At 66.9% G+C, this 17,349-nt stretch carries 16 protein-coding genes; 6 read left to right on the top strand and 10 right to left on the bottom strand.

The window, feature by feature from the left end; all coding sequences use genetic code 11:
- Positions 1-35 precede the first annotated feature (35 nt).
- The gene (locus M9952_05260) at positions 36-944 is read right to left on the bottom strand and encodes an SDR family oxidoreductase (protein MCO5312330.1); all 909 of its coding nucleotides are present in this window, start codon (positions 942-944) and stop codon (positions 36-38) included.
- Between the two features lie 161 nt (positions 945-1,105).
- On the opposite strand from M9952_05260, the gene M9952_05255 reads away from it, so the two are divergent.
- Entirely contained in the window at positions 1,106-1,939 is an 834-nt protein-coding gene (locus M9952_05255) for a TIGR03619 family F420-dependent LLM class oxidoreductase (GenBank protein ID MCO5312329.1), read from the top strand.
- Positions 1,940-1,942: 3 nt separating this feature from the next.
- On the opposite strand, the gene M9952_05250 is transcribed toward M9952_05255, so the two are convergent.
- The 3 genes from M9952_05250 to M9952_05240 all read right to left on the bottom strand — a co-directional run bounded on the left by M9952_05250 (position 1,943) and on the right by M9952_05240 (position 6,411).
- Positions 1,943-3,886 carry an EAL domain-containing protein gene (locus tag M9952_05250; GenBank protein MCO5312328.1) on the bottom strand — a complete coding sequence of 648 codons (1,944 nt, stop codon included), beginning with the start codon at positions 3,884-3,886 and terminating at the stop codon, positions 1,943-1,945.
- Between the two features lie 124 nt (positions 3,887-4,010).
- Positions 4,011-5,243, bottom strand: coding sequence for an acyl-CoA dehydrogenase family protein (locus tag M9952_05245; GenBank protein MCO5312327.1), 1,233 nt, complete (start codon positions 5,241-5,243; stop codon positions 4,011-4,013).
- A gap of 19 nt (positions 5,244-5,262) precedes the next feature.
- Positions 5,263-6,411 (bottom strand): acetyl-CoA C-acetyltransferase, encoded by a 1,149-nt coding sequence (locus M9952_05240; protein ID MCO5312326.1) that lies wholly within the window; start codon positions 6,409-6,411, stop codon positions 5,263-5,265.
- A 103-nt stretch (positions 6,412-6,514) separates the two neighbouring features.
- Here M9952_05240 and M9952_05235 point away from each other — a divergent pair, with 103 nt between their 5' ends.
- Positions 6,515-7,411 carry a class I SAM-dependent methyltransferase gene (locus M9952_05235; protein MCO5312325.1) on the top strand — a complete coding sequence of 299 codons (897 nt, stop codon included), beginning with the start codon at positions 6,515-6,517 and terminating at the stop codon, positions 7,409-7,411.
- Between the two features lie 159 nt (positions 7,412-7,570).
- Here M9952_05235 and M9952_05230 read toward each other — a convergent pair whose 3' ends face one another.
- Genes M9952_05230 through M9952_05210 form a run of 5 tightly spaced genes read right to left on the bottom strand, consistent with a single transcriptional unit; the run spans position 7,571 to position 12,582 of the window.
- Positions 7,571-8,578 (bottom strand): acyl-CoA/acyl-ACP dehydrogenase, encoded by a 1,008-nt coding sequence (locus tag M9952_05230; GenBank protein ID MCO5312324.1) that lies wholly within the window; start codon positions 8,576-8,578, stop codon positions 7,571-7,573.
- A gap of 9 nt (positions 8,579-8,587) precedes the next feature.
- On the bottom strand, positions 8,588-9,790 hold the full coding sequence (locus M9952_05225) for an acyl-CoA dehydrogenase family protein (protein MCO5312323.1): 1,203 nt from the start codon (positions 9,788-9,790) through the stop codon (positions 8,588-8,590).
- Positions 9,791-9,824: 34 nt separating this feature from the next.
- Positions 9,825-10,913 carry a nitronate monooxygenase family protein gene (locus M9952_05220; protein ID MCO5312322.1) on the bottom strand — a complete coding sequence of 363 codons (1,089 nt, stop codon included), beginning with the start codon at positions 10,911-10,913 and terminating at the stop codon, positions 9,825-9,827.
- Entirely contained in the window at positions 10,910-11,713 is an 804-nt protein-coding gene (locus M9952_05215; protein ID MCO5312321.1) for a CoA-transferase, read from the bottom strand. Before M9952_05215 ends, M9952_05220 begins: the two co-directional genes overlap by 4 nt.
- Complete coding sequence (locus M9952_05210) at positions 11,710-12,582, bottom strand: acyl CoA--acetate/3-ketoacid CoA transferase subunit alpha (protein MCO5312320.1); 873 nt, start codon at positions 12,580-12,582, stop codon at positions 11,710-11,712. Before M9952_05210 ends, M9952_05215 begins: the two co-directional genes overlap by 4 nt.
- A gap of 180 nt (positions 12,583-12,762) precedes the next feature.
- Here M9952_05210 and M9952_05205 point away from each other — a divergent pair, with 180 nt between their 5' ends.
- The 3 genes from M9952_05205 to M9952_05195 all read left to right on the top strand — a co-directional run bounded on the left by M9952_05205 (position 12,763) and on the right by M9952_05195 (position 15,598).
- Positions 12,763-13,824 carry an endonuclease/exonuclease/phosphatase family protein gene (locus tag M9952_05205; protein ID MCO5312319.1) on the top strand — a complete coding sequence of 354 codons (1,062 nt, stop codon included), beginning with the start codon at positions 12,763-12,765 and terminating at the stop codon, positions 13,822-13,824.
- A gap of 63 nt (positions 13,825-13,887) precedes the next feature.
- Positions 13,888-14,904 carry an NADP-dependent oxidoreductase gene (locus M9952_05200; GenBank protein MCO5312318.1) on the top strand — a complete coding sequence of 339 codons (1,017 nt, stop codon included), beginning with the start codon at positions 13,888-13,890 and terminating at the stop codon, positions 14,902-14,904.
- Between the two features lie 106 nt (positions 14,905-15,010).
- A complete protein-coding gene (locus tag M9952_05195; GenBank protein ID MCO5312317.1) occupies positions 15,011-15,598 on the top strand; it encodes a hypothetical protein in 588 nt (195 codons plus the stop codon).
- An 80-nt stretch (positions 15,599-15,678) separates the two neighbouring features.
- On the opposite strand, the gene M9952_05190 is transcribed toward M9952_05195, so the two are convergent.
- A complete protein-coding gene (locus M9952_05190; GenBank protein ID MCO5312316.1) occupies positions 15,679-16,437 on the bottom strand; it encodes an enoyl-CoA hydratase family protein in 759 nt (252 codons plus the stop codon).
- Between the two features lie 123 nt (positions 16,438-16,560).
- Here M9952_05190 and M9952_05185 point away from each other — a divergent pair, with 123 nt between their 5' ends.
- Entirely contained in the window at positions 16,561-17,334 is a 774-nt protein-coding gene (locus M9952_05185; GenBank protein ID MCO5312315.1) for an SDR family oxidoreductase, read from the top strand.
- Positions 17,335-17,349 lie beyond the last annotated feature (15 nt).

Genomic DNA, 17,349 nt, shown 5'->3' with positions numbered 1-17,349 from the left:
CGCCGGCGGCTCACAATGTGTGGAGGTGGACGAGCTCAAGCCCCGTAGACGGGAGTCGGAGCGACCGCCTCAGCGAGCAGCTTGTCGACCGCATCGCCAACCTCGGCCGGATCCCACTTCGCGCCCTTATCGATGGTCGGGCCGTGCATCCAGCCCTGGGCGATGCCGATCTTGCCACCCTCGAGCTCGAACATCCGACCGGTGACGTGGCTCGACTGTTCCGATCCCAACCACACGAGTGCCGGCGACACGTTCGCCGGGTCCATCGCGTCGAATTCACCCTCGGCGACCTCGGCCATCATGTCGGCGAAGGCCTGCTCGGTCATCCGCGTGCGAGCCGACGGCGCCAACGCGTTGGCGGTGATGCCGTAGCGGCCAAGCTCGGCGGCCTGCACAAGCGTGAGCGAGGCGATGCCACCCTTGGCCGCCGAGTAGGCGGCCTGGGCGATCGACCCCATCAGCCCGGCGCCGGAGCTGGTGTTGATGATGCGCGCCGCACGCTGGCGGCCTTCCTTCGCCTCGTTCTTCCAGTAGAGCGACGCATACTTCGAAGGCAGGAAGTGGCCGCGAAGGTGCACCGCCATCACCGCGTCCCACTCGTCCACGGTGGCATTGGTGAACATCCGGTCACGCACGATGCCAGCATTGTTCAACACGACATCGAGTCCGCCGAAGCGCTCGATCGTGGAGTCGATGAGTCGCTGCGCTCCCTCGTCGGAGGACACGTCATCGCCGTTCACCACCGCCTCACCACCCGCCGCAGCGATCGTGTCGACGACCTCCTGTGCCGGCGAGAGCGAACCACCGCTGCCGTCTTGTTCGGCACCGATGTCGTTGACGACAACCTTGGCGCCCTCCGCGGCGAAGGCCAGGGCGTGGGCCCGGCCAAGTCCGCGCCCCGCGCCGGTGACGATGACGATTCTTCCTTCGACGATGCCGCTCATGTGTGTCCCTGTCTCTCCTCGATGCACGACCGCTGCGGTTCTTCCAGCGTGGTGCGGTCCAGTTTCGCCGGTTTCTGACGATCCGTCACATTTTCTGATCACCGAACACCGCTCCCGTGAACAGAGTTGGACACCTGTCCAGTTTTCGGTAGCCTGCGACCATGCGCTACGGGGTGACCATGTTCGCAACCGACCGTTCGATGCCGGTGCACGAGTTGGCGGTCGAGGCTGAGGTCCGCGGGTTCGACTCGATCTACATCCCCGAACACACCCACATTCCGGTCAGCCGCAAGACGGCTCCGCCGACGGGAGATGCGGAACTCAAGGAGGAGTACAAACGCACGCTCGATCCACTCGTCGCCCTAGCGGCAGCCGCGGCGTTGACCACAACGATTCGCCTCGGCACCGGCGTGATGCTGCCGGCCCAGCGCGAACCGATCGTCACCGCCAAGGCGATCGCCACCCTGCAGAACCTGTCGAACGGACGATTCTGTTTCGGCGTGGGCTTCGGCTGGAACGAAGACGAGATGAACAGCCACGGAGTCGACTACCGGACCCGTCGGGCACACATGCGCGACCACATGTTGACGATGCGTTCGCTGTGGCGCGACGAGGTGGCCGCCTATGAGGGCACCTACTCCCACCTCGCCGAAAGCTGGGCCTGGCCCAAGCCCCAGACCGAGGTGCCCGTGCTGTTGGGCGGCGGCGCCGGGCCGAAACTGTTTGCGCACATCGCCGAGTACGGCGACGGCTGGATCCCGATCGGCGGCGCCGGGCTCACCGAGAACATCGCCACGTTCCGCCAGGCGATGACCGAGGCCGGACGCAATCCCGACGACATGGAGATCGTGCCCTTCGGTTCGATTCCCAGCCCCGAAAAACTCGACCATTTCGAACACATCGGGGTGACCGAATGTGTCTTTCGAGTTCCGTCGGCCGGCCGCGATGAGGTACTCGTCACCCTCGACGAGCAGGCCGCGCTGATCGCCGGTTAGCGCTCAGGGCAGCGCCGACCCCGCAACCGCGCCAGCCACGGATCCGATCGCGGAATCGATGGCCGTGTCGATGAGGTGCTGGTGACGAAAGGCCGCCTCCGACAGTGCCGGGCCGACGTGAGGCCCGACCGCAGCGTGGCACCCGGCACCAACCTGGCGGGCGAACGATTCCTCATTACCGACGCCCGTAGCGAGCAGATCGAATCCGAACCCATTCGCCAGTGCCGAGACGGTGGCCACCACGCGCTGGGCGCGCCCACGGTCGGCGAGCGACAACACCTCGTCGTCGATCACCACCAGGTCGACCCCCCACGACAACAACTCCTCGGTCGAGTCGAATGACGAGCCGAGCCCCGTGATCCCGAGCCTCACCCCAAGGTCGCGAAGGCCGTCGACGACCGCCGAACGTTCAGACGAACGAAGCAGCCGCAGCCCGGACAACAGCACCACGAGACGCGAAGCGTCGGCCCCGGACTCGCGCAACTGTGTTTCGACCGCCTCGACAAGTTCCGAGGTCACCGAGATCTCGGACAGATCGATGACCATCATGAGGTCGGATGCCCACGTCGCGAGAGAGCGGCACCCACGCCGCAGCGTGTGCAGCGCCAGCTGCCGACGAAGCTCCTCGCGTTCGGACAAGGTCGCCGCGGGAATCGCTGCACCGTCGGGGTGCACCAGCCACATCACCGCCAAGGCCGCCCGCACGTCGCCCGACGCGTTCTCCAGGATTGGCGACAGGTGCATCTCCAACGTCGCGTCCAACCCTGCGGCAGCGGAGGCCTCGCGCGCCGCACGCTCGACCGAGCGGGCGTGCGCCGCGATCTCCTCGCTCGCGGTGCGCAGCGGCGACGACGGCAACACGATCGGTTCCGAACGGTCACGCAAGTCGAGCTCGGTCGGCACCCCGTGCACACGCTGCGGTGTGGAATGCACCACCATCGGCTGTTCGAGACGACGGGCCACGGTCAGGTGCTGGTACGCGTCCTCGTATCTCCCCTCACCAGCAGCGATCTCCGACAGCAGTTCGTGGCTCCGGGCGACGGTGTTCGGATCGCCGACGTCATACGCGATCGCCTCGTTGAGCGGCTTGCGGGCCTCGTCGACGCGCCCGAGCGCAACCAACGCCTCACCCAGTCCGGCCGCGGCCAACAGTCGAATTCGAGCATCGCCACCGGGCGCCTGGGACGCACTCACGAACCGGTTCAGCGCCGTCGGGGCATCGTCTGCAGACAACGCAACCCAACCGCCGACCAATGCGGCGAGCGCCGGGCGCTGTTCGTTTCCGAACATCTTGTCGGCCTGGCGCATGTACATCTGTGCGGTGATCGTGTCCCCCGCCGTGAGCTGCAGCGCACCGAGCGCGACGAGGCACCACGGCCCGTAGGCATCTCCGGCTCGTTCGCGGCGAATCTCAAACCACAACTCGATGAGATCGTTGAGCAGTTCCGCCGGAAGCTGTGTGCGCCGAACCGCGATCAACAAGTCGGTTGTGAGCGGCTCGATGCCGACGGGGCCGCTCCAGCGCAAACCCTCCATCAACTCCCCAAATCCCGCGGCCACGTCGCCTTCGCCGAATCGGACCGCAGCGGCCCGCTGCCACAGCGCCTCGCGTTCGCCGGGGGCGATTTCGACGAGACCGCCGTCGAGGATCCGCCCTTCACGGCCGATCGCATCGAGTTCGTGATCCGCTTCACCGAGCCGTGCCGCGACCGAACGCATCGTCCTCAGCAGCCCCAGCGCGACCGGAATCTCCGGCTCCGCCGGAGGATTGCGCAACGTCTCGATCGCTAGCGACAGCGCCTCGAGTGCCCGATGAGGGTCGGGTTCGGCCAACATCTGTCCGAAGTCGAGGCTGACCTCGGCGAAACGCGACAGGCTTCGACGAGGATTGTTGAGCAGTGCCGTGAATTCGGCCTCGACCGCGACAATGTCGGACAGCGTCGCCATGTCAGCGCACCTCGAACGCCAGGAACCACCGACGACTCACGGGTTGAAATGCTAGTGACGCCCCAGAGCGCGATCGGGGATCCTCAGGTCACCGAGATACCAGCGCCGCCAGTGCGCGACGTCGTCAGCTTCGACGGAGTTGATTCCACGGGGTGTCGACATCGGCCGACGCCTCGCGGGGCAACCCGAGTGCCTGCTCGGCGAGGTTGTTGCGATGAACTTCCTCGGTTCCGCCGCCGATCTTGGAGGCGAACTGGTTGATGCACTGGTATTGCCAGAATCCGTCGCCCTCGGCATCGGCTCCGGTCAACATGCCCTCCGGCCCCTCGCAGTCCAGGGCGAGGGTGGCGCGATGGGTGAAGCTGCGGGTGAAGAAGTTCTTCAGCAACGACCCGTGCAGCGCCAGATCCTTGCGACCCGTCATCACCGCCGTCTGCATGCGCATCGAGAGGTACCGCAGGATCTGCTCATTCGACCACACCTTGGCGAGTTCCTGTCGCACCAGCGGATCGGTGTCCCTGCCGGTTCGGCGGATCGTCGCCAACACGTTGACGAACGTTGAGGCCTGACCACCGCCGGAGATCATCGAACTCTCGCTGCGCAGCGTCACCTTGGTGACCTTCCAGCCGTCGTTCACCGCCCCGACGACATTGGCCGCCGGAATGCGAACGTCGCTGAAGAACACCTCGTTGAAGTGCGCGACGCCCTGTGCCTGAATGAGCGGACGCACCTCGATGCCCGGGGTGCGCATGTCGACGATGAAGTAGGTGATGCCCGCGTGCTTGGGAACGTCGGGGTTGGTCCGGCAGATGAGGATGCCGAAATCCGCGTGTTGCGCGGAGCTGTTCCACAGCTTTTGGCCGTTCACGACCCACTCGTCGCCGTCGAGCACGGCACGCGCGCCCAGCGTCGCCAGGTCGCTACCGGCCTCCGGCTCGCTGAAGAGCTGGCACCACGACTCCTCGCCACTCAGCAGCGGAGGCAGGTAGCGCTGCTGTTGCTCCGGGGTGCCGAAGGCCATGATCGCCGGGCCCACAAGCGCCTGGGCCGCACCGATGAAGCCACTCGTCGCGTCGTACTTCGCGAGTTCCTGGTTGAAGATGATCTGCTGGGACGCGTTGCCTCCCCGACCACCGAACGCCTTCGGCCAGGCGATTCCCGCCCAACCGTTGTCGTACAGCGTGCGCTGCCACTCGCGGCACCGACGCCGATAGTCCTCGGCGACGGCGTGGTCGGTCGAGGCTCCGTTGCGCGACCAGTCGGTCTCGTCCCCGGCCTTCGGCTTGGCGTTCGCGGCGAGGAACGCTTGCACCTCGGCGCGAAACGCCGCTTCCTCGGGGGTGTCGTCGAAATTCACGGGTCGTCTCCGGCGATGCCTAGAGGCGCTCGATGATGGTGACGTTGGCCTGTCCGCCGCCCTCACACATGGTCTGCAGCCCGTAACGACCGCCGGTGCGTTCGAGTTCGTTCAGCATTGTGGTCATGAGCCGCACCCCGGTGGCACCGAGCGGGTGCCCGAGCGCGATCGCTCCACCGTTGACGTTCACCTTCGACAGGTCCGCGTCGAGCTCCTTCGCCCAGGCCAACACCACCGACGCGAACGCCTCGTTGATCTCGACGAGGTCGATGTCGTCGAGCGACATCCCCGCCTTGTCGAGCGCATAGCGCGTCGCGGGAATCGGGGCCGACAGCATGAAGATCGGGTCATCCGCACGCACCGAAAGATGGTGGATCCGAGCGCGGGGGGTGAGGTTGTGGTCCTTCACCGCCTGCTCCGACGCGATCAACATTGCGGCCGAAGCATCGGAAATCTGCGAGGCCACCGCCGCGGTGATGCGTCCGCCTTCGACCAGGGTCTGCAGCGAGCGGATCTTGTCGACGTTCGGCTCGCGAGGACCCTCATCGTGGGAAAGGCCGTTGAACTCGACGATCTCTGCGTCGAAGCGACCCTCCTCGCGCGCCCGGATCGCCCGGGTGTGCGACTCGATCGCGAACCCCTCCATGTCCTCGCGGGAGATCTCCCACTTCTCGGCGATGAGTTCGGCGCCGCGGAACTGGCTCACCTCCTGGGTGCCGTAGCGATCGACCCAGCCGGTCGAGCCACTGAACGGGTCGGTGAAGCCCATCGGTTCGGCGACGGTCATGGCGGAGCTGATCGGAATCATCGACATGTTCTGCACGCCCGCCGCGACGACCAGGTCCTGGGTGCCGCTCATGACCCCCTGTGCAGCGAAGTGCACGGCTTGCTGGGACGAACCGCACTGACGGTCGATCGTCACCCCGGGAACGGCCTCAGGGAGGCCCGCCGCGAGCCACGCGGTACGGCCGATATCGCCGGCCTGCGGGCCGATGGTGTCGAGACACCCCATCACCACATCATCCACGGCGGACGGGTCGATCCCCGTGCGTTCGACGAGCGTCTTCAGCGTGAACGCACCGAGATCGGCCGGATGCACCTGGGACAGCGAGCCGCCACGCTTTCCGACCGGGGTACGCAGGGTGTCGATGATGTATGCCTCAGCCATCTCGGGCCTTTCTCGAACGCGATATCTGACGTTGTGTCAGGTTACGCCTTCGCCGCGGCGGGGTCGAAGCCGACCACAACCCGATGTCTGCCAAGCTGTCTGTATGGCGACCAACCCCTCTGCGAATAATCCCTCTGCGAACACGCCGACCGGGAACGACTCGAGCCCGAACAAGGAACAGATCGACTTCTGGAGCGGTGATCGCGGCAAAGCCTGGGCCGACAGCGCCGAACGCTACGACCTCCAACTTGAGCGTTACTCGTTGCTCGCTGTTGGTGCGGCGGCGCCGCTGCCGGGGGATCGGGCGATCGACGTCGGATGCGGCGCTGGTGCCACCACCTTCGAAGCGGCTCGTGCCGTCGGGCCGACCGGGTACGTCATCGGCGTCGACGTGTCCGGTCCGATGTTGGAACGCGCTCGCCACGAACAGGAGCGCACCGGGTTGACCAACGTGGAATTCGTTGAGGCCGACGTGCAGACGATGACGCCTCTGACCGAACTCGCCGACGTGGTCGTCAGCCGCTTTGGTGTCATGTTCTTCGACGACCCGATCGCCGCCTTCGCCAACCTCGCTGCGATGGTTCGCGACCGGGGCCGGCTCGGGTTCGCCTGTTGGGGACCCGCGAGTTCGAACGAGTGGATGTCGGTGCCTGCGGTTGCGTTGGCTCCGATCGCACCGCTTCCGGAACCGTCTCCGGCCGATGCCCCCGGGCCCTTCTCCTTCGCAGACCAGGACCGCGTCGAGTCGATTCTCGAGGCCGCCGGTTGGAGCGACGTCACCTTCGAAGTCGTCGATGACCCGCTGTATCTGGGAGGGCCCGGCAGCCTCGCCGAGGTCGTCGAGTTCGTCTTGGGCGCATCGTCGCTCAGCCCCCTGGTGGCAGATCGGCGCGAGGAGGCACGCCAGTTGCTCTCCGACGCACTCGCCCCCCGCTTCGATGGGCACGGGGTGAAGTTCCACGCCAACGCGCACATCGTGCGCGCCGTGCGTGAGGCGTAGATCGCCACCGCCCCGCCCACAGTTCGGCCGCCCTGCCCACAGTTCCGCCGCCCTGCCCACAGTTGAACTGTGGGCAGAACCGGCCGACAGGTGACCCGCGTTGCCCACAGTTGAACTGTGGGCAGGACCGGTGCGAGACCGAGGGCGAGACCGAGGTCGTCAGCCCAGCACGGCGTCTGCGACGCGGCGACGATGCGCCGCAGCGTTTCCGTCCTGAGCGATCAGTGCCCACGACCGCTTCAGGTACAGGTGAAGGTCGTACTCGACCGTGTAGGCGATGCCGCCGTGGCACTGCATCGCGATGCGACCCACGACATCTGCGGCGTCCGACGCGGCGGCCTTGGCCATCGACACGTGGACTGCCCCGTCGGCGTCACCGGTGGCCAACGAGTAGGCGGCGCGCCACACGAGCGGCTTCGCGAACTCGAGCTTCAGTAGCGCGTTGGCGCAGTGGTGCTTGATCGCCTGGAACGACCCGATCGGCACGCCGAACTGCTTACGCTCGGCGACGTATCCCGTGGTGAGCGACAACATCGTCTCGGCGAGCCCCAACAGTTCGGCTGCGCTGAACAACGCCGAGCGGGTGTTCGCCTCTGCCGCCGCAACCTCGGCGTTGGCCAGTCGGGTCGCGTCGGAGGGGGTCCACTCCACACGAAACGGACGACGGCTGTGATCCACCGAGGTTTCAGGCGCGAACTCGACCGCATCGGCGTCGACGAGATGCAGCCCATCGTCGGCCTCGAGCAAGAACGTCTGCGCGGCCGATGCGTTCAAGACGAACGGGTTGCGAGCGAGGCCCAGCGCGACCTGTGCCTCGCCGCCGAGAATCGCTGCGATCCAGCGCTCGGCATCGTCGCTTTGCGCATGATCGCGCAACGCAGGAATGACCACGCCCGCGGTCGCGCTCAACGGCTCCGGCAACGCAACGCGTCCCGCCTCGTAGCTGATGCGCACGAGGTCGAGCTCGGTGAGACCGAACCCGCCGAGACCTTCGGGGGCCAACAGCCCAGGCACGCCCATCTCAACGAGACGATCCCACAGGCCGGGGATCGTCCCCGACTCGTTATCCCAGGCGACACGCAATTGTTCGGGCGAGCACTCCTTGGCGAGGAGATCTGCCACGACGTCGGCGAATTCGATCTGTTCGGGGGTGAAGGCGAATTGCATGGTGACGACCTACTTCCGCGGCAGCCCGAGCACACGCTCGGCGACGATGTTGCGCTGGATCTCATTCGTTCCGGCGTAGATGGGACCTGACAGCGAGAACTGATACCCCTTCAACCAGGGGTTCTCGACCTGCTCGCCCGCAGGGCCCCACTCCTCGAGTTCGGCCTCGCCGCCCAGCAGGCGAAGCGACGCCTCGTGCAACCGCACGTCGAGTTCGGACCAGAAGATCTTGTTGAGCGAACTGCGCGCCCCCGGTGCGTTGCCCTCGACGATGCCGGTCACATCGCTCAGCGTGTACAGCGCATAGGCCTCGGCGTCCATCCATGCCTGCACGACGGCGTCGCGCACGCCCGGGTCGTCGACCGTCCCACCACGCTCACGGTAGAGCTGCACCAGCCGGGCCGCAGCAGCGGTGAACCGCCCCGGGGAACGCAGGGTCAACCCTCGCTCGGACCCGGTGGTCGCCATCGCAACACCCCAGCCGTTGCCGACCTCGCCGAGCACCCCGCCGTTGACCGGATCGGAGTCGCCGTCGGGCACGAAGGCACCGTCGAAGAACACCTCGGCGAACCCTTCGTCTCCGTCGAGGCGGCCGAACCCGCGCACGGTCACACCCTCGGCGTCGAGCGGCACGAGCAGGTAGGTGAGGCCCTTGTGGCGCTCGGAGTCGGGATCGGTGCGGAACAGCCCGAACAGGTAGTTACAGAATGCTCCGCGGGTGGTCCAGGTCTTTTGGCCGTACAGCCGCCAGCCGCCGTTCTCTTCGTCGCGCACCGCCTTGGAGGTGAGACCCGCGAGGTCGGAACCTGCGTTGGGCTCGGACCATCCCTGGGCCCACAGGTCGATCCCGGCTGCCATGCGCGGCAGGTAATAGTCCTGCTGGGCCTGGGTGCCGAACTCGAAGATGGTGGGCGCCAGCAGGAAGATGCCGTTCTGGGTGACCCGCTGGGGAGCTCCGACGCGGTAGTACTCCTCCTCGAAGATCAGCCACTCCCACAGGCTCGCCGCGCGCCCGCCGTATTCGGTCGGCCACGACACCGCGGCCCAGCGGCTCTCGAAGAGCTTCGTCTCCCATTCCAGATGGAGAGCGAACCCCTCAGCGGTATCGCCGCTCGGCAACGGCGGGTTGGGAACGTTTGCTTCGAGCCAGGCGCGGGCTTCGTCCCGGAAGGCCTGCTCGTCGGAAGTCCAGGTCAGATCCACGCCCGCCATCATGACATTTCTGACGGATCGTCAGGAAATGGAGTCAGGCCCCTAGACGACGCAGTGTCGCCGCCGCCTCGTCCATGATGCGCTCAAGCAACTCCTCGACACTCGGCAACTCGTCGATCGCTCCGACGACCTGACCGGTCGGCAAGATACCGGCCTCGACCTTGCCGTCGACCACTCCAGCGCGGGTCATCATCGGCGCATTCGCGGCGAGCGCCATCTGAGCCCACGTCAGATCCTGCGTCTTGCGCATCTCGAGGCCCGACTTGAGCAGGTCCTTCAGCGGCGTTCCCGACAGCTTGGCGAACGCCAACGCGTTCTTCGCCGCCACCGGGAACTGAGCAAAGCCCGGCTTGCGTTCGATGCGGTCGATCATCTCGGTGCGAATGACCCGCTGCGGGGCACCGTCGATCGCCTCGGTCACCACGGTGCCGGTCACGGGGGTGTCGACGTAGATCGACTTCACGTGGTCGGGCACATGCGATTCCCGGGTCAACAGGAACCGGGTTCCCATGGCGATGCCCTGGGCGCCATAGGCGAGCGCCGCCACCAGGCCGCGGCCGTCGTAATAACCGCCGGCGCCGAGCACCGGAACCCCGGACCGCTCGGTCGCGTCGACCACGGCCGGCAACAACAGCGACGTCGGGGTCGAGCCGGTGTGTCCGCCGCCCTCGCCTCCCTGTGCGATCAACACGCTGACGCCGATCTTGACCATCTTTTCGGCATGACGCTTCGCCCCGACCGTCACGATCGACACGATGCCGGCGTCATTGAGCCGAGCCACGACATCGGCCGAGGGGGCGCCGGCGAACGACGCGACCCGGGCGCCCTCGGCGACGAGCAGGTCGATGCGCTCGGACAGATCGGACTGGTTCGGCAACATGTTCACGCCGAACGGGTTCGACGTGCGCTCCTTGACCTTCGCGATCGCGGTGCGCAGTTCGGGCAACGTCATCGTGGCCGAGGCCAGGATGCCCAACCCGCCCGCTGCGCACGTCGCTGCGGTCAACCTGGCGCCCGACACCCAGCCCATACCGGTCTGCACGATCGGGTACCGCGTCCCGAATAGCTCACAGACCGCGGTCGACAGCGCTGCCGGCCGAGCGGAACCCTGCGGCTCGCTCACGGGTTCGGCACTTCCTTCTCACGAAGCCCGCGCGGGTCGATGACCTCGCGAATCAGGCGGATCTCCTCGTCGGTCGGCATGCGCGACTCCGCGACGTCGTCCGGAATGACCAGCTCGAATCCCGTGGCCGCCACGACCTCGTCGACGGTGACGCCGGGGTGCAAGGAACGCAGCCGCATGCGGTTGTCGGGGGTCTCGAAGTCGAACACGCCGAGGTTCGACACGACGCGGCGGATCTCGTGGAAACGGGACGCCACCGGACCGAGTTCGCGGGCTCGGTCGTAGCCGATGCCGCACACGACGTCGACGGCAGGCACGAACACCTTCGGATTGTGGTTCGGCACCCAATAGCTCGTCGTGTGATGAATCGTGTTGCCCGGCGCCCCTCGGAACCCGAGGAGCTGATTGCGGGGCTTGTGCCAATCGCCGATGCAGGCGATGTTCTGGTTGCCCCAGATGTCGACCTGCGTCGCGCCCATCATCACGTGGCGCTTGCCGTTCCACAACACCGTGAACATGTTGGCGTACGGGTTGTACGCCTCGACGACCGCGTCTGCCGGGTCGGCCCCGGGCGGAAGCGGGTTCGCGGCGAACGCACCGAAGCCATCGGTCATGACCAGGTCGGGCTCGAAGGTCTCGCGAGCGAGGCGCCCGCCCACCATCGGAATGGTGCCGATCGGGTTGCACAGCCGCTCGCCGTCACCACGGAACGCCTCGGCGACCGCGACCACGCAGACCTCGGCGCGGGTGGGCGGGCCGTCGAGAATCTCGGAACTCGTCGTCGTGCTCGTCGTGCTCATCGGGCCACCCCCACGAGTTGCTGGTACTCCGCTTCGGAGACATCCAGATACTTGGTCTTGAAGTCGGCCCACGCCTCATCGGACTTGGCGGATGCCGCGTACTCCTTCTGGAACGCCTCGTCGCGCGCGTAGTCCGGCGGGCATTCGGTGAAGTGCGCTGCACCGGCCCGCTCGACGACACCGGTCGTCATGAGACGGTTGATTCGCTGGGTGTGGATCGAGCCGTACTTCGGGAAGTCCTCGGTCGGCACGATCTGTTCCACCGACATGAAGGTCTTGTCCGCTGCCAGCGCCATCCAGTCGTCCATGAACAGGTCCTGGTTCAGGAACTGGCCGTTGCCGCCCTGATCGCCCCGGTTCATGTGGATCAGCGCGACGTCGAGTTCGAGCGCCGGCATGGCCAACAGCTCCTCGCCTTCGCTGCCATCGGCCTGGGGGTACGGCGAACGCACCGTCTTGAACCGCGGCATCACGCGGGGAAGGTCCGACCCCATGCCCGCGCGGGTGGGCAGGAACGGTACCCGCCACGCCGCCGCCTGCAGACCCAGCAACAGCATTCCCTCGTCGAGCTCTTCCACCTCGACCGTGCCGTTCTGGCGGGCGTTGCGGAAATGTGGCTCGAGCGGAATGGAGTCGAGCGAGACGAAGCCGTAGATCGCCTTGGCGACCTTGCCCTCGCGGCACAACATGCCGAGATCGGGTCCGCCGTAGGAGACGACGGTGAGGTCCTTCAGGTCGCTGCGCAGAATCTCGCGCACGAGCGACATCGGCTTGCGGCGCGAACCCCATCCTCCGATACCGATGGTCATGCCATCTCGAAGTTCGCTCACCACGTCCGCCTCGGTCAGGCGCTTGTCGGGAATGGCCATTGGCATCCTCGTGGATCGTTGGTCATGGTCGGGCGCCCGATGGTGTCCCGCGCGAACCAGCGCGTCGAGCGCATCAAGCGCCCGCCACCGTAGGGCACCTCCTCACTTGGCGTCGATACGCGAGGCGACGTGGGGCGTTGCCGGCTGCTCGGCCGGCCACGAGCGGTACCCTGCTGCGTGATGGCCCAAGCGCATACGACCTCTGTGCAGCTGCGGCTGGCCTTCTGGAACACGTGGCTGTTGGCACCTCGCGTGTGGCCCGGCGGACCACACCTGCCCTGGAGCGACCGGGTCTTCGCTCCCGACGTCGAACGGCGTGCGGAGCTCACCGGCGAGGCGCTGCGCGACCGGTTTGATGTGATCGCACTCGCCGAGGCGTTCGAGGACAGCGAACAGGCGGCGGTTGCCGCACGGCTGGGTGGGATGCGGCTCATGGCGGGTCCGCGACGGGCCCGGCGTCGCTTCACCGGCAGCGGTCTCGCCACGCTCGTCGACGAACGCCGACTGCGCGTCGCTGGGAGTTCCCAACTCGTCTACCGCTCGGGTGGTGATCTTCGAGACTCCGACACGTTCGCGACGAAGGGAGCGCTGATGGTTCAACTCGACGTCGTTCGGGACACACCCGAAGGCGTCACGGCCGCGACGTCGGCCACCGAAATCTCGGCATCCATCGACGTCGTGTCGACCCATCTGTTCGCGGGTGGCGACCTGTTCCCGATCCCGGGAGCCAACAACACCGCCCGGCACCACCGGGTTCGCCTCGGCCAGCTTCGCGAGCTGGTCGAGTTCATCGACGAACACCGCCGTGACGACGCCGCCCTCGTGCTCGCCGGCGACTTCAACGTCTCGGCGCACGACCGCGATCCCCGGCTCGGCGATCCGACCGAGCGCTATGTCGACATGTGCAAGATCCTGGAGCCGCTCGGCGTGAGCGACCTCTGGGCCAACGCCGGCGTCGGGCCGGGCCACACGTGCACCTTCGACCACCCGTCAGGTCTTCCGCCCGACCCCGAGGATCGCGATCGCGTCCTGGACCTCGACGGCGACCGGTCGCCGACCGCCGGCGAACGGATCGACTACCTGTGGTTCGCCCCGCCCGGTTCAGCCCGGCCCGGCGCCGTCATCACCGCTGAACGACCACGACGTTGGGCCTTCGGCGGACGCGACGCACGGGGCGGTCCCGCCGGATCGCTGTCGGACCACCTTTGCCTGTCGGTGACCCTCGACATTCGCCCACGCTGACGACTGTCGCCCACGCGCACGAGGCCGCCCCTCGGACTCGGCGCGGCCGATAGCGTCGGCCGAATGGAACCCCGCGACAACCGCCAGATCGTGCTGCGCCGCCGCCCCGTGGGCATGGTCGGCCCCGACGACACCGAGCTGATCACCGCCCCGGCACCCGAGCTCGCCGACGGCGAGGCGCTCGCGCGAACCACCTATGTCGGCATCGACGCCGCGGTGCGCACCTGGTTGGACGACCGCCCGGGCTACCTGCCGCCGGTGCAGATCGGTGAGGCGATCCGGGCGGCCGGGGTCGGCGAAGTCGTCGCCACTCGATGTGACGCCTACAAGGTCGGCGACGTCGTCACGACACTGTCGGGGTTCCAGGACTACGTCGTGGTCCGCGACGACCTCTACACCACGGTCATCCCCGGAGTCGTCGACCAGCTCGCCATGTTGGCGGTCTTCGGGTCGACCGGGGCAACCGCCTACTTCGGCATGACCGACATCGTGAAACCCCAGCCCGGTGAAACGATCGTCGTGTCCGCAGCGGCGGGCGCGACCGGCTCGCTCGCCGGACAGATCGCCAAGGCCTCCGGGGCGCGGGTCGTCGGCATCGCTGGAGGCCCGGAGAAGTGCCGCGTCGTCGTTGACGAGTTCGGCTTCGACGAGTGCGTCGACTACCGCGGCGATGACCTCGCAGCGGCGCTGCGCGAAGCGTGCCCCGGCCGAGTCGACGGATTCTTCGACAACGTTGGAGGTCCGGTCCTCGATGCCGTGCTCGGGCGGATCAACGACAACGGGCGCATCGCCCTGTGCGGGGTCATCTCGTCCTACCTGACCGGCGAACACGCCGGACCCGCGAACTACACGAACCTGCTGTCGCGCACGGCATCGATGCAGGGGTTCAACACGCTGCACCAGTGGCATCGCTTCGACGAGGCGTTCGCCGCGCTCAACGACCTGCACGCCGCCGGACGGCTCACCTACCGAGCACAGATCTTCGACGGTCTCGAGCATTCCGTGGAGGCCCTCAACGGACTGTTCACCGGTGCCAACATCGGCAAGACCGTCGTGAAGATCAGCGATCCGACCACCTGATCACAGGGGTGCCGCCTGAGCACCTGAGAGGCCATGGCGCGTCGATCACGCCGGCACTCCGTAGGGTGAAGAGGCTCGCGAGAGCACCCATCTCGAAAGGACCCCGATGTTCACCTCCCGCACGATCCGGGCGGCCGCCACCACCGCCGTCGCCGCCGCACTGCTCCTGTCCAGCGCCTGCGGCGGATCCGACGACAACTCCGACAAGCCTGATGCGACCACCACGACGTCCGCATCGGCCAACGGCGACGACGGCGCAACCACCGAGTCAACCGAAGAACTGCCGACGACAACGCTGTCTCCCGAACAGGAGGCCGAGAACAGCACCGCGCTTCTCGCCTGGATCGATGAGTCGACGGCCCAACTCGAGGCGGCTACTGATGCCTGCGAGGTTGTCGAGCTCACGGTGTCGGAGCAGTCGTTGTCCCCGACCGATGAGGCCGGAGCCCGCGCTGCGGGCAAGTTCTTCGCCCAGACCTACCGGCGCCTCGGGGAGCTGACCGAGGGGCTGACGCCCGAGACCCGCGAAGCCATCGCGAAGCTCGCCGATGAGATCGAAGCCGAGGCGACCGCCGACGACCTCGATGTCGCCGCTTATGTCGATCACGGGCCGACGATGTTGGCCAACGAGGAATACGTCGCCGCGCAGACCGAACTCAACACACGACTCGGCGCCCAATGCGCGGCCGAGTAGGTCACAGCTGAGCTGAAACGCGTTGAGGGCGGCCACTGCGGCCGCCCTCAACGCGTTATTCGCCCGCCGAGGCTGCCGCGTTACTTCGAATAGGACGCGTCGCGCTTTTCCACGAACGCGTCACGGGCCTCGTCGGACACGCCCGACAGGTTGAGTTCGAAGGTGAAACCCTGTTCGAAGCGGTACGACCGCTTCACGTCGACGGGGTCGATCGCATTGAGCGATTCCTTGGCACGGCGGATCACGAGCCGCGACTTGGTGCAGATCACCCGGGCGATCTCAAAGGCCGCGTCGCGCAGTTCCTCGAGCGGCACGACGCGGGTCACCGAGCCGTAGTCGGCCAGGTACTGGGCATCGACCGGCAGCGCCGTATAGACCATCTCGCGCATCTTGTGCTGCGGCACGAGACGGGCAAGGTGGGTGGCGGCGCCGAGGGCTCCCTGGTTCACCTCGGGAAGCCCGAACCGGGTGCCTTCGGCTGCGACGATGATGTCGGCATTGCCCACGAGGCCGATGCCGCCGCCCAGACAGAAATCGTGCACCGCAGCGATCACCGGCACCTCGCACTCATAGACGGCGGCAAACGCTGCGTAACAGCCGCGGTTCGCACCGATCAACGCGTCGAACCCCTCGGTGTTCTGCATCTCTTTGATGTCGACCCCGGCGTTCCATCCCTTGCCTTCGGCGCGCAGGATGACGGCGCCGACTTCGGGGTCGCGCCCGGCGGCGGTGATCACCTCGCCGAGTTCGAACCAGCCGGCGACGGTGAGCGCGTTGACTGGCGGGTTGTCCATGACGATCTCGGCGATGCCGTCGGTGATGGTGCACGTAATAGGCACGAAATCTCCTCATCGGCCGCGACGGCCGGGTGGTGGAATGGTCACCCCATTGTTCCCGACCCGAGACCCGGAGATCTAGAACAGGTTTCACCCGCCCGCGGAAGCCTCGATACCCTCGCCCCCATGGAGAGCATCGACTTCACGGGTAAGGTCGCCGTCGTCACCGGCGGCACGAAGGGCATCGGCCGCACGATCGTCGAGCGGTTCCTGGCACTCGGCGCGCAGGTGATGACCTGTGGCCGAAGCGAACCCGAATCGCTGCCGACATCGGGAGATCGAAGCGCCGCGTTCTTCGCCTGCGACGTGCGCGACCCCGAACAGGTGCAGGCATTCGTTGATGCGACCGTGGAACGCTTCGGACGCCTCGACATCGCGATCAACAACGCCGGCGGAAGTCCACACGTCAATGCCGCCGACGCCTCACCCCGATTCAGCGAGTCGATCATCAAGCTCAACCTGCTCGCCCCGCTGTATCTCGCAACCGCCGCGAACGCGGTGATGCAGAAACAGCAGGACGGCGGAACGATCATCAACATCACCTCGGTGTCCGGCATCCGGCCATCTCCCGGCACGGCGGCGTACGGAGCGGCGAAGGCCGGCCTGTTGAGTCTGACGACCTCGTTGGCCATCGAATGGGCGCCCAAGGTCCGGGTCAATGCCGTGACGTGCGGGCTGATCGAAACCGACCAGGCTGAGCTTCACTACGGCGACGCCGAGGGCATCGCGAGGGTGGCCGCAACCGTCCCGCTGCGACGCATGGGCACCCCGGATGACGTCGCCAACGCGTGTGTGTTCTTCGCATCCCCGCTGGCGGCCTATGCGAACGGCTCTCAGGTGCTGTTGCACGGCGGAGGCGAACTCCCCGCCTTCCTCAACGCCGCCGACCTCCACGTCTGAACCGTCGCCGAACCA

It is taken from the genome of Microthrixaceae bacterium, assembly GCA_023957975.1.
In the GTDB taxonomy this organism is placed as follows: Bacteria; Actinomycetota; Acidimicrobiia; order Acidimicrobiales; family Microtrichaceae; genus JAMLGM01.
The sequence above is the reverse complement of the archived record's forward strand: the minus strand, read 5'-3'. Positions and strand labels throughout refer to the sequence as shown.

Coding starts and splice junctions, on each gene's coding strand:
- M9952_05185 (MCO5312315.1), top strand. CDS start 16,561: ATGGAGAGCATCGACTTCACGGGTAAGGTCGCCGTCGTCACCGGCGGC.
- M9952_05205 (MCO5312319.1), top strand. CDS start 12,763: ATGGCCCAAGCGCATACGACCTCTGTGCAGCTGCGGCTGGCCTTCTGG.
- M9952_05235 (MCO5312325.1), top strand. CDS start 6,515: ATGGCGACCAACCCCTCTGCGAATAATCCCTCTGCGAACACGCCGACC.
- M9952_05195 (MCO5312317.1), top strand. CDS start 15,011: ATGTTCACCTCCCGCACGATCCGGGCGGCCGCCACCACCGCCGTCGCC.
- M9952_05240 (MCO5312326.1), bottom strand. CDS start 6,411: ATGGCTGAGGCATACATCATCGACACCCTGCGTACCCCGGTCGGAAAG.
- M9952_05260 (MCO5312330.1), bottom strand. CDS start 944: ATGAGCGGCATCGTCGAAGGAAGAATCGTCATCGTCACCGGCGCGGGG.
- M9952_05255 (MCO5312329.1), top strand. CDS start 1,106: ATGCGCTACGGGGTGACCATGTTCGCAACCGACCGTTCGATGCCGGTG.
- M9952_05210 (MCO5312320.1), bottom strand. CDS start 12,582: ATGGCCATTCCCGACAAGCGCCTGACCGAGGCGGACGTGGTGAGCGAA.
- M9952_05250 (MCO5312328.1), bottom strand. CDS start 3,886: ATGGCGACGCTGTCCGACATTGTCGCGGTCGAGGCCGAATTCACGGCA.
- M9952_05215 (MCO5312321.1), bottom strand. CDS start 11,713: ATGAGCACGACGAGCACGACGACGAGTTCCGAGATTCTCGACGGCCCG.
- M9952_05225 (MCO5312323.1), bottom strand. CDS start 9,790: ATGGCGGGCGTGGATCTGACCTGGACTTCCGACGAGCAGGCCTTCCGG.
- M9952_05200 (MCO5312318.1), top strand. CDS start 13,888: ATGGAACCCCGCGACAACCGCCAGATCGTGCTGCGCCGCCGCCCCGTG.
- M9952_05230 (MCO5312324.1), bottom strand. CDS start 8,578: ATGCAATTCGCCTTCACCCCCGAACAGATCGAATTCGCCGACGTCGTG.